Below are 25,749 nucleotides of genomic sequence, written 5' to 3'. Positions count from 1 at the left end.
TTTGGCCTGGTGCGCGACGCCGGCAGGGGCTCCCCGGGTGACGCAATGGGCGAACTCTTTGCCGCAGTAATGGCCAGACAGCACGGCGATGGCAATATCGGCGGTACGTGAATTTCTCGGAGGCCTAGGGATGCACCAGGATTTCCGGCTCTTACGAGTCGTCAGCGCCGACGGGATTTGCCGGGCCACCATCGACCACCCGCCGGTCAACCTCTTAGACGTTGACCTGCTGACCGAAATCGAAATCCTCACCAACCAAGTCGCGGCCGACAACGAGGTGCGGGTGTTGATCGTCGACTCGGCCGATCCGGAATTCTTCATCGCGCACGCCGATGTCTCGCTAATCAGTGACTTGCCGGCCGACGACACCGCCCGCCATGACGAGCTGTCGCGATTCAATGCCGCCATGCAAGCGTTGCGCGGCCTGCCCAAGGCCACGATCGCCGTCATCGAGGGCGCGTGCCGCGGCGGCGGCTGCGAGTTCGCGATGGCGTTCGACATGCGCTACGCCGCGCTGGGCACGACGGTGCTGGGCCACCCCGAGGTGTCGGTGGGCATCATCCCCGGGGGCGGCGGCACCCAACGGCTACCGCACCTGGTCGGCCGTGCACGGGCGCTCGAGGTGATCCTCGGATGCCGGGACATCGACGCTGCGACGGCCCAGGCCTGGGGGTATGTCAATCGGGCGCTGCCGGGCGAGGAGCTGTGGCGATTCGTCGACAAGCTCGCCGGGCGCATCGCGTCGTATCCCGAAGAGGCCATCGCGGCGGCCAAGCGCGCCGTGGACGTCGCACTGGACCCGCGAACAGATCTGACTACCGGTCTGCGCATCGCGGATCAGCTCTTACGCGAAACGCTCGCGCTGCCGGACACCCGCCGGCGATTGCAGGCGGTCATCGAGGCCGGCGCCCAGACCCGAGAATTCGAGCTGGGCGCCGCCCCGAAACCTCCTGCGACTTAACCGAGGACCAGCGACTCGCCGTCGGCGCTGACATTGACCGGCACCGTGTCGCCGTCGTGCACCTGACCGGCCAGCAGCATCTTGGCCAACTGGTCGCCGATCGCCTGTTGCACCAACCGGCGCAACGGGCGGGCGCCGTACACGGGGTCGAATCCGCGCTGCGCCAGCCATTCCTTGGCCGGCAGCGGCACCTCGAGTTGCAGACGACGCTGGGCCAGCCGCTTGTCCAGCTGTTGGAGCTGGATGTCGACGATCTGCACCAGTTCGTCGGGGTTGAGGGCGTCGAAGATCAGCACATCGTCGAGCCGGTTGATGAACTCCGGCTTGAAGGCCGCCCGCACCGCCGCCATCACCTGGTCCGGGGTGCCGCCCGACCCGAGGTTGGACGTCAAGATCAGGATGGTGTTGCGGAAGTCGACCGTACGGCCCTGCCCGTCGGTCAGCCGGCCCTCGTCGAGAACCTGCAGCAGCACGTCGAACACGTCCGGGTGGGCCTTCTCGATCTCGTCGAACAGGATCACCGTGTAGGGACGCCGCCGCACCGCCTCGGTCAGCTGACCGCCCTGGTCGTAACCGATGTAGCCGGGAGGGGCCCCGACGAGGCGGGCCACCGAGTGCTTCTCGCCGTACTCGCTCATGTCGATGCGCACCATCGCGCGCTCGTCGTCGAACAAGAACTCCGCCAGCGCCTTGGCCAGCTCGGTCTTGCCGACACCGGTGGGGCCGAGGAACATGAACGAGCCGGTCGGCCGGTTGGGGTCGGCGACCCCGGCCCGAGAGCGCCGCACGGCGTCAGAGACGGCCTGCACTGCCTTCTTCTGCCCGATGACGCGGTGGCCCAGCTCGTCTTCCATTCGCAGCAGCTTGGCCGTCTCGCCTTCGAGCATGCGTCCGGCGGGAATGCCGGTCCATGCCGACACCACCTCGGCGATGTCGTCGGGACCGACCTCTTCCTTGAGCATCACCTGCTCTCGGGCTTGCGCGTGCGGCACGGCAGCGTCGAGCTTCTTCTCCATCTCCGGTATGCGCCCGTAGCGCAGCTCGGCTGCCTTGGCCAGGTCACCATCGCGCTCAGCGCGCTCGGATTCCCCACGCAGGGCGTCCAACTGCTCTTTGAGCTCGCGGACGATCTCGATGGAGTTCTTCTCGTTCTGCCATCTGGTCGTGAGTTCTGCCAGCTCTTCTTTCTTGTCGGCCAGCTCGGCGCGCAGCTTTTCCAGCCGATCTTTGGAGGCGTCGTCCTCTTCCTTGGACAGCGCCATTTCTTCGATCTCCAGCCGGCGCACCAGCCGCTCGACCTCGTCGATCTCGACGGGGCGCGAATCGATTTCCATCCGCAGCCGGCTGGCAGCCTCGTCAACGAGGTCGATGGCCTTGTCCGGCAGGAACCGCGCGGTGATGTAGCGGTCGGACAGCGTCGCGGCGGCCACCAGCGCGGAGTCGGTGATCCGGACGCCATGGTGCACCTCGTAGCGGTCCTTGAGTCCGCGCAGAATGCCGATGGTGTCCTCCGCCGAGGGCTCACCGACGTACACCTGCTGGAAGCGGCGTTCCAGTGCGGCGTCCTTCTCGATGTGCTTGCGGTACTCGTCGAGCGTGGTGGCACCGACCAACCGGAGCTCGCCGCGGGCCAGCATGGGCTTGATCATGTTGCCGGCGTCCATCGCACCTTCACCGGTCGCGCCGGCACCGACGATGGTGTGCAGCTCGTCGATGAAGGTGATGATCTGCCCGGCCGAGTTCTTGATGTCGTCGAGGACGGCCTTGAGCCGCTCCTCGAATTCACCCCGGTACTTCGAGCCGGCCACCATCGAGCCGAGGTCCAGCGCGACGATCGTCTTGTCACGCAGACTCTCTGGGACGTCGCCGGCCACGATGCGCTGGGCCAGACCCTCCACGATCGCGGTCTTGCCGACGCCGGGTTCACCGATGAGCACCGGGTTGTTCTTGGTGCGCCGCGACAGGACCTGAACCACGCGGCGAATCTCGTTGTCTCGCCCGATCACCGGGTCGAGCTTTCCTTCACGGGCCCGCGCGGTCAGGTCGGTCGAGTATTTCTCCAGCGCCTGGTACGTCGCTTCCGGTTCGGGGCTGGTCACCCGGGCGCTACCGCGTACCTTGACGAACGCCTCGCGCAGAGCCTGCGGCGAGGCTCCGTGCCCGGTCAATAGCTTGGCGACCTCGGAGTCGCCGGTGGCCAGCCCGACCAGCACGTGCTCGGTGGAGACGTACTCGTCGTCCATCTCGGTAGCCAGTTGCTGGGCGGTGGTGATGGCGGCCAGTGACTCGCGGGATAACTGCGGCTGCGTGCTGGCCCCACTGGCCTGCGGCAACCGGTCAACTAGGCGCTGCGCCTCGGTGCGGATGGTGGCGGGGTCGACGCCAACGGCCTCGAGCAGCGGCGCGGCTATGCCATCGGCCTGCGTCAACAGGGCCATCAGCAGATGCGCCGGCCGAATTTCGGGATTGCCGGCAGCCGAAGCCGCCTGCAGAGCCGACGTCAGGGCCGCCTGCGTCTTGGTGGTCGGGTTGAAAGAATCCACGACAGCTCCGTTCGGGGTAAGTATCTGAAAAAAATGGTTCTCGGGTTGTGCAACGCCGTCAAGGTTGAGTCTGTTCCGCTCAACTCTAGCTTTTTTGTCTGCCGGTAATCCAGGGCGGGTCCGACCTACCGGCCAGCGCCCGGCAAATAGCTCGGCAACCCCGGCGGGCATGGCGGCGCGGGGTCGGGTGGGCCCCGCATGACCATCTCTCATCGGCGACTAGCTGCGAGTTCCAGCGGCACCGCGGACCACCTTGGGCCGTGCACCGCGCGCCAGTAGCCCAATCGCGATCCCCGGTGCGTCCCGGCAAGCCTAGAATCGTGGTCCGTGGGCCTTGAGGACCGAGACGCGCTGCGGGTGCTGCGGGACGCCTTCGCACCGCAACCCGACTTAGACCACAAAACGCAATCCAGCGAACTCGTCCGCAGCTTCTACACCAACTGGTTCTCCCTGGACAGTTCGGTGCGCGACTTGTTCCCACCCGAAATGAGCGGCCAGCGCGCAGCTTTCACACGTGCGCTGCACTGGGTGTACAGCGAGCTCGTCGCACAGCGCGCCGAGGAGCCGATTGCCTTCCTGGCACAGCTCGGCCGGGATCACCGCAAATACGGTGTGCAGCCAACCCAATACGAGACGTTGCGGCGCGCCCTGCAGACCACGTTGCGCAGTCATCTCGGCAGTTCCTGGACCGATTCGGTCGCGCGCGCCGCTGAGCAATCTCTCAATCTGATCGTCGGGGTGATGAGCGGCGCGGCCGATTCCGAGGACGGACCCGCGTGGTGGGACGCAACGGTAATCGAGCACATCCCGGCGTCGCGCGATCTGGCGGTGATCAGGCTGCAACTGGACCACCCAATGCCCTATCACCCCGGCCAATACGTCAATGTCCAAGTCCCGCAGTGTCCGCGTCGCTGGCGTTACCTCAGCCCCGCCATTCCGGCCGACCTCGAAGGGCGGATCGAATTCCATGTCCGCGTGGTACCCGGCGGGCTGGTCAGCACCGCGATGGCCAACGAAACTCGGACCGGCGACCGGTGGCGCTTGGCGAGCCCGCACGGCGGCTTGCACGTCGACCGCACCGGCGGTGACGTGCTCATGGTCGCCGGCAGCACCGGTCTGGCCCCGTTGCGGGCGCTGATTTTGGATATGGGCCGCTTTGTCGAGAATCCACGAGTGCACCTGTTTTTCGGCGCGCGCTACTTCTGCGAACTCTATGACCTGCGCACGCTTTGGCAGGTTGCGGCGCACAACCCGTGGCTTTCGGTTTCTCCAGTCGCCGAATACAACCGCGACCCGTCCTGGGCCACCGACTATCCCGATGTATCACCGCCGCGCGGCCTGCACGTGCGCCAGACCGGCCGGCTGGCCGAAGTGGTCACCAACTACGGCAACTGGGGCGATCGGCAAATCCTGATCTGCGGCGGGCCGGCCATGGTTCGCACCACCAAGGCCGCACTGATCGCCAAAGGCGCTCCGCGCGAACGCATCCAGCATGATCCACTGCCCTAGCGGCAAGCCACGACTACCAGGAAAGGCCCCGCGCTCAGCCACCGCAGCGGGGCACGCACGCTAGTCTGGCCGGCGTGCATGCCGCAACTCTGCGCGACCCGTTGTCATCGGTGGAAGCACAGTTCGTGCCCGCGGCTGGAATGATCGGCACCTCGCTGACCGACGCCGGAGTGCAACTGCTCGGCCAACAGCGCGGCCTGGACGGCTACCTTGCCGCGGGCAAGACAATGGGAATACCGATTCTGTACCCCTGGGCAAATCGACTGGGCGAGAACACATATGACGCCGAAGGCAAGGAGGTAACACTGAACCCCGGCGCAAACGGGGTTCGGGTGGACCCCGCCGGCTTGCCGATCCATGGGGTCCTGGCCGCCTATCCCTGCTGGCGGGTCACGGCTCAATCGGGCAACGAGCTCACCGCAGAGCTGGACTTCGGGGCCGACCCGGTGCTGCTGGCCAGCTTTCCGTATCCGCACGTGCTGTCGTTGACGGCGCGGCTGGCCGAACGGGTGCTGACACTGCGCACCACGGTGACCCCAACCGGTGACACGGCCGTGCCGTTGTGCTTCGGCTTCCACCCGTATCTGCAGTTGCCGGGTGTGCCCCGCACCGAGTGGGTCATCGAGACACCCCCGCTGCGGCAGCTCTGCCTCGACCAGCGCGGACTGCCCACCGGCGAGTCGGACCACCGGCCGGCGAAGACAGCGCCCCTGGGCGAGGGCACCTTTGACGACGGCTATGACCAGGTGACCGAGGGAGCGGTGTTCGCCGCGTCCGGTGGCGGGCGCCGCCTGGAGGTGCACTTCGAACAGGGGTATCCCGCGGCGCAGATCTTCGCGCCGATCGCCGAGGACGTGATCTGCTTCGAACCGATGGCCGCCCCGACCGACGCGCTCCGGCGCGGCGGCTACCGTTGTGCGCCGATTGGCGAGTCGGCGATCGCGGTGTTCTCAATCCACGTCTAGCCAGAACAAGTCGCCTAGTCTGGTTTCGCCCCGCGGCGCAGGGCTCCGGCGTTGTTGATTAGCAGGCTTGTGAGCTGGGGAATTGTGGATTGAGGAGGTCTAGGCGGCGGTTGGCGGTCAAAGCGGTGATCCGGCAGGCTTCGGCGATGTTGTCGGCGCCGTTGAGGCGGTGCAGATTGATCGCGGTGTTGCGTAGCGTTGCTAGGACCTGTGCGCCGTTTCCGGTATGTGCCCTTTGACGGTCTTCGTCGAAGGTGACGTCGCGTATCCAGTGCAGGCTGTTCTCGATTCCCCAGTGTTGACGCATCCAGGTCATGATCGCGGTAGGGCGGGCGTGCTCGAACGGCAGGCTGCAGATGGCATAGACCACCTCCACGCTGCGCTGGTCGGTGGCGGTGATCAAGCGTTCACGAGTGATCCGGATGATTTGTTTTGCGTAGGGGAAGCCGATTCCTCGTACAGCGGTGATGATTTGCAGGGTGCGGGTCTCGACACGGCCGTGGCCGCGGGAGTCGTCGGTAGCGGCTGCGGGCACCTCGGCCCAGGGCAGCGCGGTGATACGCGCAAGTATTTTGGCTTGGTTGGACTTGACGATCATCAGGTAGTGCGACTTCAAGGTGGCGCAGATCAACTTCGCGGTGACGACCTGGGTATGCATCGCATCCACGGTGACCAGCCACCGCAAGCTACCCGGCAGCAGCGTGAGCAGGGCACGTACGCAGGGAATTTCATTGCTTTTCTCGGCGACAGCGAGTTGACCGAGCACCAATCGGGCACGGTGGGCGAACACCGACACGAGATGCGTGGCTGTCGCTTTGGCGCGTAAAGCACCACGCAGCATCTTGCCGTCCAACGCGATCGGCACCAATCCACTGGGGTCGCTGCTGGCCACGTGTGCAGTGAAATAACTGCCCATCCTGGCGTTGAGGTCGGCGGGGTCTAGCCGAGACAAAACAGCGCGAAAGGTCTTCTCACTGGGCCGCCGGAACCGGACCCCTAATTAGGCCAACACATCATCGGGAGCGGTGGCCGCCCATGTAGCAAAACCAGCATAGCCGCGCATCCCCGCGGCAGTGGCCAGAACCCCGATCGCCAACAAAGCCATCAGCGAATACCTCCGACCGCGTGGGTCCCTCGGGTCTGGCACCGAGACCAACACACCGAGAAACTCCGATCCGATGAGCTCGCTACGCTCACCAGGACTCCAGCGGTCGAACACCTCTGGAACCGACGACACAGGCAATACTGAAACGGTAGGCACGGGCAACTCCAGACCAACGACGAACAGTAACCAACTCGATCGTTCTCCAGATAGCCCGTGCCTACACTCCGGCCCCAATAGCGCGGCACCAAAGATCATCAACACAGCTCACAAGCCTGCTAATCAACAACGCCGGAGCCCTGCCCCGCGGCGGCGGATATCGAGAGCGCGGCCGAAATTGAGCGCTGGGTGCAACAACCGATCACCGCGGCTCGCATATTTCGCCGTCCATCAATATCCGCCAACACAGGTTGTTTTCACAAAAGCCGCAATACCGGGTTGATGTTTCCGTTTCCTGCCGCACAGCCCATTTAGTATCACTCCGGATATCTACGCGCATCACCGTTGGCCACTCGGATACGGCGCGGTTGCCGATATTGACCAAAGCCCACGGCGCCGAAATGAACAGGGCAGCCGCGCAGAATTCGGCCCCCTCGATTCGGGCTGGCCGCACCACACTCCCCAATCCGCCGCGCTCGGCGGGCGGCCCGATCTCCAACATTTCCGAGCCCTGACAATGCGCGTGACGGGACCGATGCAGGCGCCGTCGTCAGCGGCCAGATCACCTGGCCAGGCGATACCTGCGACCACCCGACACGAACCGTCACGCGGGGGTGCGCGGACCGCCCACGGTCGCGTGGCACAGCGCGCCCAACACCTACCGATTAGAGCATGGTTCTAGAACCAGCTTCGAGTACCGGCGCCCTGGAGCCATGGGGCACTGCACCATTCGGCGCCGACACTGATGAATATTTTGGCTGATCCAGTCGCTTGAATGACGCGGCTACCTCCACCCGCACGACCGACCGGGAGCATCCCCATCGCCGACGCAATGGCGGTCCGTTCGCCGGCCTGGGGCGACTTGGCGCACAACGCGCCCTCGTTCGAGCCCGCGCGGTGCCGCTGGTTGCTGGGGCATGAACCTCACGCGCAACGATGGCGGGCCCGCGCGCGCCAGGCCCGTAGCCAACACCGAAAGCCGTTCACACTTGCGGTGCTCGAATTTGCCTCGTTCGACGACATTTTTGACAATTTCATTTATACCTGGATGAATTTCGCTCGGCGATAGGTGCGCACAACGCGCATGTCAACGTCGCGTGTTTGCCCCAAACCCTGGAGCATGCCGACGGCACTCCGAGTCGAATCCGGCGGGATTAAGAAACCCAGATTTTTTTGAGCAAATCAGTGGCTTTTTCGCCGTGCGCAACTGAATAATCTTGCTGCTGTCGGCACCGGACTCAGGGAGGTCGTGCGGATGCCGTAGCGCCACTGCACGTACCGGTCAAACGGTTCGAGTTAAGGATCTGAGTTAGGGACGGGTGATGAATTTCGCGGTGCTGCCGCCGGAGATCAACTCGGCGCGCTTGACCATCGGCGCCGGGCTGGGACCGATGCTGGAGGCGGCCAATGCCTGGCAGGGTCTGGCTGGTGAGCTGGGCTCGGCCGCCTCGGCGTTCTCGTCGGTAACCACCGATCTGGTGAGCGGCGGCTGGCAGGGTGCGGCGTCGGCAGCGATGGCGAGTGCGGCGGCGCCGTACCTGAAGTGGCTGACTACCGCGGCAGCTCAGGCCGGGCAAGCCGCGACGCAAGTCCGATTGGCTGCGGCCGCATTCGAGGCGGCGCTGGCCGCGACGGTGCACCCAGCCGCGATCTCCGCCAACCGCTCCCAATTCGTATCCCTTGTGGTCTCTAACCTATTGGGGCAGAATGCCCCCGCGATCGCCGCCACTGAGGCCGCCTATGAGCAGATGTGGGCCCAAGACGTTGCCGCGATGTTTGGCTACCGTTCCGGAGCGGAATCGATCGCCGCGGCGTTGACACCATTCCCGCTGCAGACCGCCGGGTCGGTCGTCACCGCCAACCTGGGCTTTGCAAACGTCGGCTTCCGCAACTTCGGTAATGGAAATGTCGGCGACTACAACCTCGGCTCGGGAAACCTCGGCTCGGAAAATGTCGGCAGCTCCAACATCGGCAGCGGCAAAATTGGTTTCGAAAACTCGGGGCCCGCACTGACAGCGGCCCTCAACAACATCGGCTTCGGCAACACCGGCGACAACAACCGCGGCATCGGACTCACCGGCACCGGCCAATTCGGATTCGGCGGCCTGAACTCGGGCAGCGGCAACATCGGGTTGTTCAACTCGGGCACCGGCAATTTCGGTATTGGGAACTCGGGAACCGGCAACTGGGGAATCGGGAACTCCGGCAACAGCTACAACACCGGCATCGGCAACTCGGGTGACGCCAACACCGGCTTCTTCAATGCCGGCGTCGCCAACACCGGCATCGGCAACGTGGGCAGCTACAACACCGGTGGCTTCAACCCTGGCGATGCCAACACCGGCGGTTTCAACACGGGTAGCTACAACACGGGTTACCTGAATCGCGGCGACTACAACACCGGCGTTGCGAACTTCGGCAATGTCAACACCGGCGCCCTGAACACCGGCGACTACAACAACGGCTTCCTCTGGCGCGGCGACAACCAGGGTCTGATCTTCGGAGAGCCCGGCTTTGGGAACTCGACCACCGTCCCCTCCTCGGGTTTCTTCAACAGTGGCGAAGGTAGCGCCTCAGGGTTCTTCAACTCCGGCGCCAACAACTCTGGCTTCTTCAACGATTCCTCGGGGCCCGTCGGCAACTCGGGTTTCGCCAACACCGACGTGCTGCAGTCAGGTCTGGTGAACTCGGGCAACACCATATCCGGTTTGCTCAACTCGAGCCTGGTGCCCATAACGACGCCGGCCTACATCTCCGGTGTCTTGAACACCGGTAGCAGCCTAGCCGGATTCCTGCTTGGCCCAACACTGTTCAACATCGGCTTCGCCAACGACGGCGTCGGAAACATATTGGCCCATGCCAACGTTGGCAACTACAACATCGGCGGAAACGGCAACGTCGGCGACTACAACATTTTCGGCAGCGGCAACATCGGCAGCCTCAACCTCGGCTCGGCCAATATCGGCAGTTACAACATCGGTTCGGCAAGCCTCGGTAGCTACAACGTCGGATTCGGAAACCTCGGTGACTACAACACCGGCTTCGGCAACGCCGGCAGCTACAACCAAGGTCTGGCCAACACCGGCAGCAACAACACCGGGTTCGCCAACACCGGCAACGGGAACATCGGCATCGGACTGACCGGTGACGGCCAGATCGGAATCGGCGCACTGAACTCCGGCATCGGCAACGCGGGCTTGTTCAACTCGGGAACCGACAACGTCGGCCTGTTCAACTCGGGCAGCGGAAACATCGGGATCGGAAATTCGGGCAGCGGGAACACGGGCCTGCTCAATGCGGGCGTTGCGAACTGGGGCCTGGAGAATCCCGGCACCGCGAACACCGGTATCGGTAACGCCGGCCAGTACAACACGGGCCTGCACAACGTCGGAGCGGCCAACACCGGCTTCTACAACAACGGCAGCTACAACACCGGTGGCTTCAACGTGGGCAGCACCAACACCGGCAGCTTCGATGCGGGTAGTGCGAACACGGGCAACTTCAACCCCGGTGACACCAACACGGGCTCCTACAACCCCGGGAACGTCAACACCGGCTTCTTCGACACCGGGAACTACAACAACGGCTTCTTCGTGACCAGCGACAACCAAGGTCAGATCGCGATCAACCTATCGGTCACCACTCCGCACATTCCCATCGATGTGCAGTCGATCGTGCCGGTGAATCACGTATACACGCTGGGCGGCAACACGATACAAGTCAGCGAGGCTGGATCGGTCTTCCCCAGGACCTACTATCTGGGCGGCCTGTTCTTCCTGGGACCGATCAACCTCCGCGCCTCCACCCTGACGATTCCCACCGTGACAATCGCCCTCGGTGGACCGAGCACGAACATACCGATCAGTATCGTCGGCGCCGTCGAAAGCCGCACGATCACCTTCCTGGACATCCCGGCAGCGCCCGGCTTCGGAAACACCACCGCCGGCCCGTCGTCAGGCTTTTTCAACGCCAGCACCGGAGGCAACTCCGGCTTCGCCAACTTTGGCGCCGCCAGTTCGGGCCTGTGGAACAGCGGGGTGGCGGCGGCCGGAAACTCGGGCGTGCAAAACTTCGGCTCGCTGGCATCAGGCTGGGCGAACCTGGGCAACACGCTGTCGGGCTTCTACAACACCAGTACGGCGAACCTCGCTGCACCAGCCAATCTTTCGGGTCTATTCAACGTCGGCACCGACCTGGCGGGTGTGCTTCGCGACGCCAACGGAACAATCTTGAATCTGGGCCTTGCCGACCTGGGCCACCTCAACGTGGGCAGCGGAAACCTCGGCGACTTCAATGTGGGCAGCGCAAACATCGGCGACTTCAATGTGGGCAGCGCAAACATCGGTAGCGCGAACTTCGGATTCGGCAACGTCGGCTCCGACAACCTCGGCAGCGGGAACATCGGCAGCGGCAACATCGGGTTCGGAAACGCCGGAGCGCGGCTGACGGACGCGTTCAACAACATCGGCTTCGGCAACACCAGCGACAACAACATCGGCTTTGGCAACACCGGCAACGGCAACATCGGCATCGGCCTTACCGGTGCTGGCCAGCGGGGCGTGAATTTCGCCGGCGGGTTGAACTCGGGTAGCGGCAACATCGGGTTGTTCAACTCGGGCACCAACAACGTCGGTATCGGAAACTCCGGAACCGGAAACTGGGGCATCGGCAACAGCGGCAGCCTCAACACCGGATTCGGCAATGCCGGCAGCACTAATACGGGCCTGTTCAACACCGGGATGGTCAACACCGGTATCGCCAATGTGGGTGACTACAACACCGGCTGGCTCAACACGGGTGACGTCAACACCGGCGCCGCCAACCGCGGCGACTACAACACGGGCTGGTACAACACGGGCAACTACAGCACCGGCTTTGCCAACGCTAGCAACATCGATACCGGCCTGCTGATCAGTGGTGACATGGGCAACGGCTTCGCCTGGCGCGGCGACCAGCAGGGCCAGGTGAGCGCCAGCTATGTCATCCATGTTCCGGAGATTCCAGCGCATGTCGACGCCAGCGCCCCCATCAACATCCCGCTCACCGCCAACTTCACCAACACGCTGTACAGCGGAATAACGATGGAGGACATCAACTTCGGTTTTACCGTCGCGATTGGGCCGCTACCTGTCTTGACCGGAACGATCGACTCCGTCACCCTTGCCCCGATCACGGCCACCGGTCCGGCGATTTCGTTCAACATCGGCGACCCCAAGGGGACGACGGTGGTGTCGATCCCCGCCACGGCCAGTCTCGGCCCCGTCGACTGGACCATCTTCGACATCCCGGCGGTCACCGGCTTGTTCAACTCCACCAGCAGCCCGTCATCGGGTTTCTTCAACGGCGGCACCGGAACGGTATCGGGGATCGCGAATTTCGGCGGCGACATCTCCGGCTTCCAGAACTTCGGGACCTCGGCAGTATCGGGCTTCAAGAACGTCGGCTCGCTGCAATCGGGTCTGCTGAACATCGGCGACACCGGCTCCGGCCTGTTCAATACCGGCATCGGAACACCCGCCAATGTCTCGGGCGTGTCGAACATCGGCACCACCCTCGCGGGCATCTTCGTCGACCAGGCGTCTGGAATGTCAACCTTCAGTTTGGGACTGGCCGACATCGGCCAGGCCAACGTGGGCTTCGGCAACACCGGCGACTTCAATCTCGGCTTCGCCAACCTTGGCGACGAGAACCTGGGCCTTGGCAACAGCGGATTCAACAATCTCGGCTTGGCCAACCTCGGCAACTTCAACGTCGGCTCGGCGAACCTGGGTGGCTACAACATCGGCTCGTCCAACCTCGGCGACTACAACGTCGGATTCGGCAACGCGGGCGGCTTCAATCAGGGCCTTGCCAACAGCGGCAACAACAACATCGGCCTGTTCAACACCGGCAACAACAACATCGGTATCGGGCTCACCGGCGACAACCAGCAGGGCTTCAATTTTGGTGGCGGCCTGAACTCCGGCACCGGCAACACCGGACTGTTCAACTCCGGCAACGCAAACTGGGGCATCGGCAACACCGGCGTCACCAATACGGGCGTCTTCAACTCGGGTCAGATCAACACCGGATTGTGGAATGCGGGCAACGTCAACACCGGAATCGGCAACCCGGGCAACTACAACACCGGAAGCTTCAACACCGGAAGCTTCAACACGGCCGGTCTCAACCCGGGCGACTACAACACCGGCTACCTCAACAGCGGCAACTACAACACTGGTTTTGCCAACTCCGGCGACGTCAACACCGGCGCATTCATCTCGGGCAACTACAGCAACGGCTTGTTGTGGCGGGGCGACTATCAGGGCCTGTGGGGCATCGATTACGCGATCACCATTCCCGACACCGCCATCCCACTGAACCTGGATGTGCCAGTCTACCTCGACATCCCCATCACCGGCACACTCGGGGTCTTCACCGTCGACGGATTCACCATCCCGGCGTCCACCGTCGAATTGGACATCGTCGGCATCGGGTTCAAGGCCGTCCATGTCAGCGCGATCAAGTTCCCCAACCTCGAGCTGGGCCTACCCGCAATTGACATCAACATCGGTACCGGACCGGAACCGTTGATCCACATCGTCGGCACCGGCGGCCTGCTGCCGATCAAGATCCCGATCATCGACATTGCGGCCGCCCCCGGTTTCGGTAACTCCACGACAACTGCGTCCTCGGGCTTCTTCAACACCGGCAGCGGCACCGCCTCCGGGTTCGGTAACACAGGCGGCAACAATTCCGGGTTCTTCAACCTCGCTTCGGGCAGCTCCGGAATATCGGGCTACCAGAACCTCGGCGATCTGGTGTCGGGCATGTCCAACCTGGGCAACAGCGTCTCGGGCTTTTTCAACACGAGCTCCCTGGGCGTATCGATACCGGCCGACATCTCCGGCGCCGCCAACATCGGCACCAACATCGCAGGGTTCTTCAATGACAACCCAATCGGCAACCTGGGCATCGCCAACCTCGGCAACGGAAACATCGGCGACGGAAACATCGGCAGCAACAACGCCGGTTTCGGCAATGTCGGTGCCAACAACTTCGGCAGCGGCAATATCGGGAGCTTCAACTCGGGCACCGGCAACACCGGCATCTTCAACTCCGGCACCGCAAACTGGGGCATCGGCAACTCCGGGACCGCCAATTCCGGCATCGCCAACTCGGGCAGCACGAACTGGGGCCTGTGGAACCCGGGCACCGGCAACACCGGCATCGCAAACGCAGGCGACTACAACACGGGTCTGTACAACGCCGACCACACCAACACCGGCCTGGCCAACCCCACCGACTACAACACCGGCTTTTTCAACACCGGCGACTACAACACCGGCCTGGCGAACGCAGGCAACTACAACACCGGTTTCTTCAACACCGGCGACTACAACACCGGCCTGGCGAACACGGGCGACGTCAACACCGGCGCATTCATCTCCGGCAACTACAGCAACGGCATGTTCTGGCGCGGGGACTACCAAGGGCTAGTGGGCGCCCACTACGAGATCTTCATTCCCGAATTCCCGGTGCTCAACTTCGATTTGAACATCCCGGTCGACATCCCGATCTACCTCGATCTCGGCAGCCTGGCCCTCAACGGCTTCACGATTCCCACCATCACGATCGACGCCCTGTCGATCACCGATTTCAAAATCGGGCCGATCACCATCCCGACCATCAAGGGCATTCTGCCGGTCATCGATATCAACATCGGCAACCCCGACGGTTCCAGCTCGATCCCCATCGCGATTCGCAGCGGCTTGAGACCCATCAGCATCGTCTTGCTCGACATCCCCGCGGCGCCCGGGTTCGGAAACTCGACCTCGGCCCCGTCGTCGGGCTTCTTCAACTCCGGCACCGGAACCGCCTCGGGCTTCGGAAACGTCGGCGCAAACAATTCGGGCTTCCGGAACACCGGCTTCGGCGACATCGGCAGCGGCAATATCGGGTTCGGAAACGCCGGAGCGGGCTTGACGGAGGCGTTCAACAACATCGGCTTCGGCAACGTCGGCGACACCAACATCGGGTTCGGCAACACCGGCAATGGCAACCTCGGCTTCGGCAACACCGGCAACGGCAACATCGGCATCGGGCTCAGCGGCGACGGCCAGATCGGGTTCGGCCCGCTCAATGACGGCGTCGGCAACGCGGGCCTGTTCAACCTGGGCGACTTCAACACGGGACTGGCCAACGCCGGCAACGACAACCAGGGCTGGTCGAACACCGGAAGCAACAACATCGGGCTGTTCAACACCGGGGACAACAACGTCGGCATCGGGCTCACCGGCGACGGCCGAGTCGGGTTCGGGTCGCTGAGTTCGGGTTCCGGCAACACCGGCTTCTTCAACTCCGGGACCTCGAATGCCGGCATGTTCAACTCCGGCACCGGCAACGTCGGCTTCTTCAACTCCGGCACCGGCAACGTCGGCATCGGGAACATGGGTACCGGCGGCATCGGCATCGGTCTGCAGGGTGACAACCTGGTGGGCATCGGCGGCCTGAACTCGGGCAGCTTCAACGTCGGCCTCTTCAACTCCGGCACCGGCAATGTCGGCATCGGCAACTCCGGCACCGGCAACTGGGGCATCGGAAACTCCGGCAGCCACAACAGCGGCATCGGCAACACGGGCAGCTACAACACCGGCTTGTTCAACTCCGGTTCCTTCAACACCGGCATCGCCAACCCCGGCAATTTCAACACCGGCTTGTTCAACATCGGCGTCTTCAACACCGGCATCGCCAACCCCGGCGACTACAACACCGGCTTCTACAACACCGGTGACTACAACACCGGCCTGGCAAACATCGGCAACTTCGACACCGGCGCCTTCATCACCGGCAACATGGCCAACGGCGTCTTCTGGCGGGCCGACAGCATGGGGCAGCTGTCCGCCCACTACGCCATCACGGTCAACAGGATTCCGGCATTCATGACCATCGATGCCCCGGTCAACATCCCTATCACCGGCACCATCACCGACATCTCGATCCCGGCCGTGACCTTCCCGAAAGTGCCCGCCACGGGCAAGGTCGACCTCGCCATCATCAGTGGCACGGTCATCGCACCGATCGGCCCCATCACCATCCACGGTGGCGACGCGTCGGCCCCGTTGAACACACCCATCGTCATCGACTTCGGCACCCAACCGGCGTTGCAGCTCAATCTCGGTAATCCCGATGGTTCCACCGTCGTTCACGTCGGTGGCTACTTCAACTTCTGCCCCGGCCAGATTCCGCTCATCGACATCAAACCGGCCGCCGGCTTCTTCAACGCGACCACCGGCCCGTCGTCGGGCTTCTTCAACCTGGGCGACGGAAGCGCGTCCGACTTCGCCAACGTGGGTGCCAACAACTCGGGCATCTGGAACGTCGCCACCGCCGCCCTGGGCAACTCCGGCTTCCAAAACATCGGGTCGCAGCAATCCGGCCTGGCCAACCTCGGCAACGCCATCTCCGGTTTCCTCAACACCGGTGGCGCAACGCCGGCCAACCTCTCCGGATTCCAAAACATCGGCACCGACCTGGCCGGCTGGTACCGCAATGGGCCGGACGCAACGACCTTCAGCTTCGGCATCGCAAACCCCGGATTCTGGAACGTGGGCAGCGCCAACATCGGCAGCTACAACCTCGGAAACGCCAACATCGGCGATTCCAACTTCGGCTTCGGCAACCTCGGCAGCGCCAACCTCGGCAGCGCCAATCTCGGCGGCTTCAACCTCGGCAGCGCCAACATGGGCAGCTACAACTTCGGCTTCGCCAACACCGGCCCGGCGCTGTCGGACGCCATCGGCAACATCGGGTTCGGCAACACCGGAAGCTACAACATCGGGTTCGGCAACCCCGGCAACGGCAACCTCGGCTTCGCTAACACCGGCGACGGAAACATCGGGATCGGACTCGCCGGTGACACTATGACCGGATTCGGGGGCTGGAACTCGGGCAGCGGCAACATCGGCTTGTTCAACTCCGGCACCAACAACATCGGCTTCGGAAATTCCGGCACCGGCAACTGGGGCATCGGCAACTCCGGCAGCTACAACACCGGCATCGGCAACACCGGCACAACTAACACCGGGTTCTTCAACTCCGGCATGGTCAACACCGGCATCGGCAACGCGGGCAACTACAACACCGGCTGCTACAACAGCGGCGACTTCAACACCGGCAGTTTCAACCCGGGCGACTACAACACCGGCGGCTTCAATCCGGGCAACTACAACACCGGCTACTTCAACGAGGGCAATTCCAACACCGGCCTGGCCAACTCCGGCAACGTCAACACCGGCGCGTTCATCTCGGGCAATTACAGCAACGGGTTGCTGTGGCGCGGCGATTACCAGGGCCTGCTCGGCTTCACCTACGAGTCCACCGTTCCAGCGATCCCGTGGAATATCGGGGTGCACTCCGACATCGACATACCGATTACCGGCGCGATCAACACCATCACCCAGGACATGTTCACCATCGCCGAATTCGAGATACCAATCAGTCTGGAGACCACGATCTGCCTGATCTATGTTCCGTTCGTCGGCTGTGTGCTGCACGTATCGGTCACCGTTCCGATTACCACCGAACACGTCGGGCCGTTCGTCATCGATCCCAGTGTGATCAACCCGCAAAGCCCGATAAACACGGCCATCACGGACACCATCGACTTCTCCGACGCGGGCACCGTCGGCCCCGCCACCTTCGGCTTCAACTGGCAGCAGAGCCCTGGATTCTTCAACTCGTCGGACACGCCGTCGTCGGGCTTCTTCAATTCCGGAGCCGGAGGCGCGTCGGGCTTGCTCAACGACGCCCAAGGGGCCGTCTCGGGGATCGGAAACGCCTTCTTGGAGAGTTCGGGATTCTTCAACGCGGGCGGCCCGGGACTGTCCGGCCTCCAAAACGTCGGCACGCTCGAATCAGGCTGGGCGAACTTCGGCAACTCGCTGTCGGGCATCTACAACACCAGCATTCTGAACCTGATGGCCCAGGCCTTTGTCTCCGGCTTGGGCAACACCGGCCATGAGCTTTCCGGCTTCCTGAACGACGCGATGGCGTAACGGCACCCGGACCCGCGATCGGGGACGTCGCTCAATCCACCTGCGGCACCGCCTGATCGGCCGCGCCTGCCGCAAGTTGGCCCAGCGGACAATTCGAGGTGCGGCAGCGGACAAAGCCGCATCGAATATCCCGCCGATTCCTGCCGAACCAATCCAAATCCAAAACGGACAAGACAAATCGGGCTAGCCTGGCCAGCAGAGAGTAGCCATTGGAAATTGTGAATAGGTTTCACATTTTGCTATGCGAATGGTTTTCGCATTTGCTGTGTGCGCGGGGAGTGTTATGAGACAGCTCGCCATCCGCTTAGTAGCGGCGAGTAGGCGTTTCCGATGAGTTTTGTGCTGTTGCCGCCGGAGATCAATTCGGCCCGGATGCACCTCGGTGCTGGGCCGGGGCCCATGCTGGCGGCAGCGACGGCCTGGGATGGGCTGGCGGCCGAGTTGTTCGCCGCGGCAAGTGCGTTCGGGGCGGTGACCTCCGGCCTGGCGGGCGGGTCTTGGCAAGGTCCGGCGTCGACCGCGATGGCCAGCGCCGCACAGCCCTATCTGGTGTGGCTGACCACGGCAAGCGCCCAGGCCGAGCAGGCCGCCAGTCAGGTCCGGGCGGCGTTGGCTTCTTTCGAAGCGGCGCTGGTGGCCACGGTCAGTCCGCCGGCTATCGACGCAAACCGCACCGTCCTGACCGCACTGGTGAATGCGAACGTGCTGGGCCTGGCCGCGCCGGCGATCGCGGCCGTCGAAGCACAGTACGAGCAAATGTGGGCCCAGGACGTCGCCGCCATGCTCGGTTACCACGCCGGCGCCTCGGCGGCCGCCCCAGCATTGACGCCCTTTGCCGTGAGCGGATTGGTGCGCCAGCTTGGCAACGCCGCCGCCGCGAGCCTGGCCAGCGCGGCCCCGGCCAGCGCGGCGGTGGCCGCCGCCGCCGAGGCCGCGGTCGCCGACCCGGTGAGCGCGCTGGGCCTGCCCAGCTTGGGCCTGGCCGCCGCGACCCCGTTGAACCTGGGGGCGGCCAACGTCGGCACATCCAATCTGGGCTTCGGGAACATCGGTAGCGGGAACATCGGAAACGGCAATAACGGTGATGGCAACCTCGGTGGCGGCAACCTCGGCAGCTATAACCTCGGTTGGGGCAACCTAGGCGGCGCCAACCAGGGCTTTGGCAACGCGGGCAGCAACAACCAGGGTTTCGCCAACACCGGCAGCAACAACCAGGGCTTCGCCAACACCGGCAGCTTCAACGTCGGCTTCGGCAACACCGGCAGCAACAACATCGGCATCGGGCTCAGCGGTGACGGCAAGATCGGGTTCGGCTCCTTGAATTCCGGGAGCGGCAACATCGGGCTGTTCAACTCGGGCACCAACAACATCGGCTTCTTCAACTCGGGCACCGGCAATTTCGGTGTGTTGAACTCGGGCAGCTACAACACGGGCTTCGGCAACTCGGGTGAGGCCAGTACCGGGGTGTTCAACCCGGGCAACGCCAACACCGGCTGGGCGAAGACCGGCAACCACAACACGGGCAGCTTCAACGCCGTAAACACCAACACCGGCGGCTTCAACCCGGGCAACCTCAACACCGGCTGGGCCAATACCGGCGATGTCGATACCGGCGCATTCATCTCGGGCAGCTATAGCAACGGCCTGTTCTGGCAGGACGATTACCGGCTGCTCGGCATCGATCTCAAGATCAACTTCGGCGGAACCAGCGGCGACTACGCCGTCAGCATCCCCCTGGACAACACGTTCAGCGCCACCGTGCCCACCATCACCACCCCGGGCACCACCATTCCCAAGCAGACCTTCCTCAACGGGGGATACATCGGCCCCATCACCATCCCATCGATCACGATCGTCGGTCCCCCGATCAATGCCACCGTGGGCCCCGCAACGCTGGATCTGTCCCTTTCCTATGACGTCAGCCCCATCCAGCTGCAACTTCTCTACATCCCGCCGACCAAGGGGCTTGGGAAACACGAGCTCGAGCCCGTCGTCGGGATTCTTCAACCAGGGCGACGGCGGCTCGTCGGGCTTGTTCAACACCACCTCCGGCCCGTTCGGCGTCTCCGGGCTGCTCAATTACGGCGATCTGGAATCGGGCGCGCTGAACTTCGGCAACACGATCTCGGGCATTCACAACACCAGTGGGCTCGAACTCGCGACCCTGGAGCCGGCCCGGATATCGGGAGTCGGCAACATCGGCAGCGATCTGGCCGGTGTGTTTCGGGACGGCCCGGACGCGACCACCTTCAACGTGGGCGTCGGCAACGACGGCGGGCTGAACTTCGGTAGCGCAAACATCGGCGACTACAACTTCGGCAACGCGAACATCGGCAACCTCAACCTCGGCAGCGCAAACATCGGGTTCGGCAACATCGGCGGCGGCAACGTCGGCGACTACAACCTCGGCAGCGGAAACCTCGGCAGCGCCAACATCGGATTCGGCAACGCCGGTCCCGGGTTGACGGCCGCCTTCAACAACATCGGCTTCGGCAACACCGGCGACAACAACATCGGCTTCGGCAACACCGGCAACGGCCAACACCGGCGGCGCCAACCAGGGCGACTACAACACCGGCTGGTTGAACCTGGGCGATTACAACACCGGACTGGCAAACGTCGGCAACGTCAACACCGGCGCCCTGATCAGCGGCAACTACGACAACGGCATCTTGTGGAGATCCGACTACCGGGCGCAAGGCGGCTTCAGCTACGCGATTGGCCTGGTGCCCATCACCACCAGCCTCAACCTCAGCGTCCCGATAGACATCCCCATCAGCGCCACCGTCGGCAACACCGTGATCGAGGGCTTCACCATTCCGGAGATCCCGATCGGCGCGTACGGAGTGGTCAGCGGCAACATCGGGCCGGAAACCTTCCCGACCATCACGATTGTCGGTCCAACGATAGACATCGGCGTGGGCGGGACACAGTCCGTGTTCACGCCCAGCTTTGTTGTCGACACGGGGCTGGTCCAGGCGATCGTCCTCGACCTGCCTTCTGGCCCGGGAGTCGGCAATTCGACCAGCGTCGAGTCGTCGGGTTTCTTCAACTCGGGTGACGGTAGCGCGTCGGGCTTCGGGAACGGGGGCGGCAGCAACTCCGGCTTCCTGAACTTTGCCACCGACAGTCTCGGAAACTCCGGTTTCAAGAACTACGGCACGCTGGAGTCCGGCATCGCAAACCTGGGCAACAACGTTTCCGGTGTGTTCAACACGAGCGCGCTGGACCTGCTGACGGCGGCCAATGTGTCGGGTGTTTCAAACTTCGGCAGCAACCTTTCGGGCTTCTTCCTCGTCGGTGACTCTGCCGATCGAATCTTCAACGTGGGTGTGGCCAATGACGGCAGTTTCAACATCGGCAGCGCCAACCTCGGCGACTACAACTTCGGTCTGGGCAACGTCGGTAACACCAACTTCGGCCCCGGGAACCTCGGCAGCACCAACATCGGCGGGGCAAACATCGGCGACACCAACTTCGGCTTCGGCAACATCGGTAACAACAACTTCGGCTTCGGCAACTCCGGCGCCTCGTTGACCAACGGCAACCACAACATCGGCTTCGGCAACACCGGCAGCAACAACTTCGGCTTCGGCAACACCGGTGACGGCAACATCGGCTTCGGCAACACCGGCGATGGCAACATCGGAATCGGGCTCAGCGGCGACGGTTTGCGCGGGTTCGGCGCCCTGAACACCGGCAGCGGCAACATCGGCCTGTTCAACTCCGGCACCAACAACATCGGCCTGTTCAAGTCGGGCAGCGACAACATCGGCATCGGGAACTCGGGCATCGGCAACGCCGGGCTGTTCAACTCGGGCAACTACGACACCGGCGTGTTCAACGCGGGCATCGTCAACACGGGCATCGGCAACGCCGGAGACTTCAACACCGGAACCTTCAACGCCGGCGACGCCAACACCGGCAACGCGAATTCGGGCAGCTACAACACCGGCGGCTTCAACTCGGGTAACTACGACACCGGTTGGGCCAACACGGGCGATGTCGACACCGGCATCTTCATCTCCGGCAACTACAGCAACGGCATCCTGGCAAGGGGCGACTACCAGGGCTTGGTCGGCGTCCCACTGTTCGACATCGCCGCCGCGCCGGGCTTCGGAAACACGACCACCAGCTACTCTTCGGGCTTCTTCAACAACGGTGCTGGCAGCGGATCGGGCTTCTTCAACTCCGGCACCGACGTATCGGGCTACGGAAACCTGGGCGCGGTGCAATCCGGCCTGGCCAACTACGGCAACAGCGTCTCGGGCCTGTTCAACACCAGCAGCCTGGACACCGCGACGGCGGCCTACGTCTCCGGCGTCGGAAATGCCGGCGCCAACCTTGCCGGGTTGTTCCGGGACTCCGCGGGCGGCACCACCCTCAACGTGGGCTTCGCCAACCTGGGCGTCCTGAACCTCGGTGCCGCCAACGTCGGCGACTACAACGTGGGCACCGCAAACGTCGGCGGCATCAACTTCGGTGGCGCAAACACCGGCGACCTCAACTTCGGCGCCGGAAACCTCGGCAGCACCAACTTCGGCTTCGGGAACCTGGGCAGCAATAACTTCGGCTTCGGGAACCTGGGCAGCAATAACTTCGGCTTCGGCAACTCCGGCGTCTCGCTGGCCAACGGCAACCACAACTTCGGCTTCGGCAACACCGGCAGCAACAACTTCGGCTTCGGCAACACCGGCAGCAACAACTTCGGCTTCGGCAACACCGGCGACGGCAACATCGGCTTCGGCAACACCGGTGACGGCAACATCGGAATCGGGTTAAACGGCGACGGCTTGCGCGGTTTCGAAGCCCTCAACAGCGGCACCGACAATGTCGGCTTGTTCAACTCCGGCACCGGCAACGTCGGCATCGGCAACTCGGGCACCGGAAACTGGGGCATCGGAAATTCGGGCAACTACAACACCGGCGTCGGGAACACCGGCGCCGCGAACACGGGCATGTTCAACTCCGGCATCGCCAATACCGGCGTGGCCAACGCGGGCAGCTACAACACCCGCAACCTCAACGCCGGCGACATCAACACCGGCTCGTTCAACACCGGTGTCGGCAATACCGGCTACTTCAATGTGGGCGACACCAACACCGGAATTGCCAACCTCGGCGATATCAACACCGGTGGTTTCAACTCCGGCAGCATGAACAACGGCTTCTTACTCAGAGGCGACGAGCTAGGCCAGCTGGGCTTCAACTACACGCTCAATATCCCGACTCTGCCCGTGGACCTGGATATTTATGCCAACTTCCAGACACCGATCAGCCTCGACGTCGGTGGAACGACCATCCACAGCTTCGACATTTCAGCGTTCACCATCTCCGGAAAGTACGGCTACTCGTACAAGGTCCTCGGAATCAAGTTCAACTACCCGTTCAAGTATTCCTTCGACATCCCCGCGATCACGATCCCGAGCATCCAGATCGGCGGGTCCAGCCAGAACTTCACGGTGGGTCCCCCGGCTCTCAATACCACCATCAATTTCGATGGCGGGCCACTGAACATCGCGGTCGACATGGACCCGGCGCCGGGCTTCTTCAACTTCACCAACAACGACTCGTCGGGATTCTTCAACTCCGGTAAGGGCTTCACGTCGGGGCTTGGCAACATCGGCGGCTACGACTCGGGTTTCCTCAACGGCAGCATGGATCCGTTCGGCTCCGGAAGCAGCCAGACCTCGGGCGTCTACAACTTCGGCGAGCTGCAATCGGGCCTGGTGAACGTGGGCAACACCGTCTCGGGCTTCTTCAACACCAGCAAGGTCAAAGACGCCGCAGCTTACATCTCGGGCTTCTTCAACACCGGATCCAACCTCTCCGGGTTCTTCAATACCGGCACCGGGCCGTAGCCCGGCGGGGTGTGGCGGAAAGCCGGCTCAGCGGGGCCGGCGCGGCTGCCACACGACCAGCGCCGTGCTCTTGGGCACCAGCGCCACCTCGCGGCGCTGCTTTGCCCGCATCGTCTCGAGCTCGTCGGCCATTTCCTGCAACCTCGACTGCAGCGCCTCGACCTGGTTGGTCAGCTCGATGATGCGCTTGATGCCCGCGAGGTTGACCCCCTCTTCCTGAGAGAGCTGCTGAACCTGACGCAGCAGATTGACGTCATGTTCCGAATAGCGGCGCCCGCCACCGGATGTCCGGCGCGGGCTGACCAGACCAAGCCTGTCATAGGTGCGCAGCGTCTGCGCGTGCATTCCGGCCAGCTCCGCCGCCACCGAAATCAGAAACGTTCGGGCTTCCCCTTCTCTCGAGTTCTTAGCCATCTAGCGATTACCTGCCCAACCGGCCCTGGGATCGAACCCACTGGACCGCTCGGCCGCCGCGTAGGCTTCCAGCGCCTCCTTGGCAGCCCCTTCCAAATTCGGCGGGACGGCCACCTTGACCGTGACGAGCAGGTCGCCGCTACCTCCGCTGCGTTTGGGCACGCCACGGCCGCGAACCCGCAGGATGCGCCCGTCGGCGGTGCCCTGCGGCACCTTGACACCGACGCTGCCGTCCAGCGTTGGCACCGAAAGCGTTGAGCCCAAAGCTAGTTCGGTGAAGCTGACCGGAACCGTGACGGTGAGGTCGTCGCCGTCACGGCCGAAGACCTGGTGCGGCCGCACGTGCACGGTGACATAGAGATCTCCCGACGGTGCACCGCGCAACCCGGCCTCGCCCTGCCCGGCCAACCTGATCCGCTGCCCGTCCTCCACGCCGGGTGGAATCCGGACATTGATGGTGCGGGTGCGGGTCGTGACGCCGGTGCCTTTGCACTCGTCGCAGGGGTGATCGATGATCGAGCCGCTTCCCCGGCAATCGGTGCAAGGTTCGGAGAAACCGAACGCGCCCTGGTTGCGGTTGACCACACCGGCACCGTTGCAGTTGGGACACACCTTCGGGCTGGTGCCCGGCCGCGCGCCACTGCCGTGGCAGTTCGTACACGGCGCCGGACTGGTCAGCCGCAGTGGCATCGCCACGCCTTTGGCTGCCTCCACGAAGTCCAGTTCGGTCTCGGTCTCCAGGTCGTTGCCGCGGCGGGGCCGGCTCGGACGAGCGCTGCCGCCGCGTCCGAACAGGCCGCCGAACAAGTCGCCGATGTTGGTGCCCCCGGACCGGCCGGCGGCGTCGAACAAGTCATTGAGGTTGAACTCGGCGCCATCGGAGCCATATGCGGGCCCCCTGTGAAGCCGCCGAAGCCACCCGTGTCGAAGCGGCGGCCCCCGAATCCGCCTCCCGCAAAGAGCCGACGAGTCTCGTCGTACTCCTTGCGTTTGGCCGGATCCGTGAGCACCTCTTTGGCCTCGGATACCGCCTTGTAGCGGTCCTCGGCCGAGTTGTTCCCCGGGTTGCGGTCGGGATGATTCTCGGCGAGCAGCTTGCGAGCCGCCCGCTTGATCTCTTCAGGTGCGGCGTCGGAGGAGACGCCCAACTCCTTGTAGAAGTCCTTCTCGACCCATTCACGCTGGGCCATGCCGCGTCA

Annotated in this window: 9 protein-coding genes and 3 pseudogenes; 7 read left to right on the top strand and 5 right to left on the bottom strand. The window is 63.6% G+C overall.

The window, feature by feature from the left end; genetic code table 11:
* Positions 1-130 precede the first annotated feature (130 nt).
* The gene (locus CKW46_RS05510) at positions 131-961 is read left to right on the top strand and encodes an enoyl-CoA hydratase/isomerase family protein (protein WP_499018900.1); all 831 of its coding nucleotides are present in this window, start codon (positions 131-133) and stop codon (positions 959-961) included.
* Here the strand turns inward: CKW46_RS05510 and clpB are convergent.
* On the bottom strand, positions 958-3,504 hold the full coding sequence (gene clpB, locus CKW46_RS05505) for an ATP-dependent chaperone ClpB (protein WP_015354345.1): 2,547 nt from the start codon (positions 3,502-3,504) through the stop codon (positions 958-960). The genes CKW46_RS05510 and clpB overlap by 4 nt on opposite strands.
* Positions 3,505-3,831: 327 nt before the next feature.
* On the opposite strand from clpB, the gene CKW46_RS05500 reads away from it, so the two are divergent.
* Positions 3,832-5,013, top strand: coding sequence for an FAD-binding oxidoreductase (locus CKW46_RS05500; protein WP_117437324.1), 1,182 nt, complete (start codon positions 3,832-3,834; stop codon positions 5,011-5,013).
* Positions 5,014-5,087: 74 nt separating this feature from the next.
* Positions 5,088-5,978 (top strand): aldose 1-epimerase, encoded by an 891-nt coding sequence (locus CKW46_RS05495; protein WP_482052940.1) that lies wholly within the window; start codon positions 5,088-5,090, stop codon positions 5,976-5,978.
* Between the two features lie 58 nt (positions 5,979-6,036).
* Here CKW46_RS05495 and CKW46_RS05490 read toward each other — a convergent pair.
* Positions 6,037-7,239 (bottom strand): annotated as a pseudogene (locus CKW46_RS05490) (ISAs1-like element IS2404/ISMul1 family transposase).
* A gap of 202 nt (positions 7,240-7,441) precedes the next feature.
* Positions 7,442-7,741: a hypothetical protein gene (locus CKW46_RS05485; RefSeq protein ID WP_015354341.1), complete on the bottom strand. Its 300-nt coding sequence runs from the start codon at positions 7,739-7,741 to the stop codon at positions 7,442-7,444.
* Positions 7,742-8,561: 820 nt separating this feature from the next.
* On the opposite strand from CKW46_RS05485, the gene CKW46_RS05480 reads away from it, so the two are divergent.
* The 4 genes and pseudogenes from CKW46_RS05480 to CKW46_RS05465 all read left to right on the top strand — a co-directional run bounded on the left by CKW46_RS05480 (position 8,562) and on the right by CKW46_RS05465 (position 24,136).
* Positions 8,562-18,275: a PPE domain-containing protein gene (locus tag CKW46_RS05480; RefSeq protein ID WP_482052939.1), complete on the top strand. Its 9,714-nt coding sequence runs from the start codon at positions 8,562-8,564 to the stop codon at positions 18,273-18,275.
* A gap of 330 nt (positions 18,276-18,605) precedes the next feature.
* Positions 18,606-20,567 carry a PPE family protein gene (locus tag CKW46_RS05475; RefSeq protein ID WP_482052938.1) on the top strand — a complete coding sequence of 654 codons (1,962 nt, stop codon included), beginning with the start codon at positions 18,606-18,608 and terminating at the stop codon, positions 20,565-20,567.
* Positions 20,494-20,685, top strand: a pseudogene (locus CKW46_RS05470) (hypothetical protein); the annotation flags it as partial. The gene CKW46_RS05475 and the pseudogene CKW46_RS05470, both read left to right, overlap by 74 nt.
* Positions 20,686-20,857: 172 nt before the next feature.
* The gene (locus CKW46_RS05465) at positions 20,858-24,136 is read left to right on the top strand and encodes a beta strand repeat-containing protein (protein ID WP_482052937.1); all 3,279 of its coding nucleotides are present in this window, start codon (positions 20,858-20,860) and stop codon (positions 24,134-24,136) included.
* Positions 24,137-24,163: 27 nt separating this feature from the next.
* On the opposite strand, the gene CKW46_RS05460 is transcribed toward CKW46_RS05465, so the two are convergent.
* Entirely contained in the window at positions 24,164-24,550 is a 387-nt protein-coding gene (locus CKW46_RS05460) for a heat shock protein transcriptional repressor HspR (RefSeq protein WP_012392599.1), read from the bottom strand.
* Positions 24,551-25,740: pseudogene (gene dnaJ, locus CKW46_RS05455) on the bottom strand (molecular chaperone DnaJ).
* Between the last annotated feature and the right edge of the window lie 9 nt (positions 25,741-25,749).

Source organism: Mycobacterium liflandii (genome assembly GCF_022354805.1).
Classification (GTDB): Bacteria; Actinomycetota; Actinomycetes; order Mycobacteriales; family Mycobacteriaceae; genus Mycobacterium; species Mycobacterium marinum.
Note: the sequence above shows the minus strand (reverse complement) of the source record. Positions and strands in the feature narration are given on the sequence as shown.

What these genes read in the sequence shown, in the direction of transcription:
- CKW46_RS05475 (WP_482052938.1), top strand. Translation starts at nt 18,606, where the DNA reads ATGAGTTTTGTGCTGTTGCCGCCGGAGATCAATTCGGCCCGGATGCAC.
- CKW46_RS05460 (WP_012392599.1), bottom strand. Translation starts at nt 24,550, where the DNA reads ATGGCTAAGAACTCGAGAGAAGGGGAAGCCCGAACGTTTCTGATTTCG.
- CKW46_RS05480 (WP_482052939.1), top strand. Translation starts at nt 8,562, where the DNA reads ATGAATTTCGCGGTGCTGCCGCCGGAGATCAACTCGGCGCGCTTGACC.
- CKW46_RS05510 (WP_499018900.1), top strand. Translation starts at nt 131, where the DNA reads ATGCACCAGGATTTCCGGCTCTTACGAGTCGTCAGCGCCGACGGGATT.
- CKW46_RS05485 (WP_015354341.1), bottom strand. Translation starts at nt 7,741, where the DNA reads ATGTTGGAGATCGGGCCGCCCGCCGAGCGCGGCGGATTGGGGAGTGTG.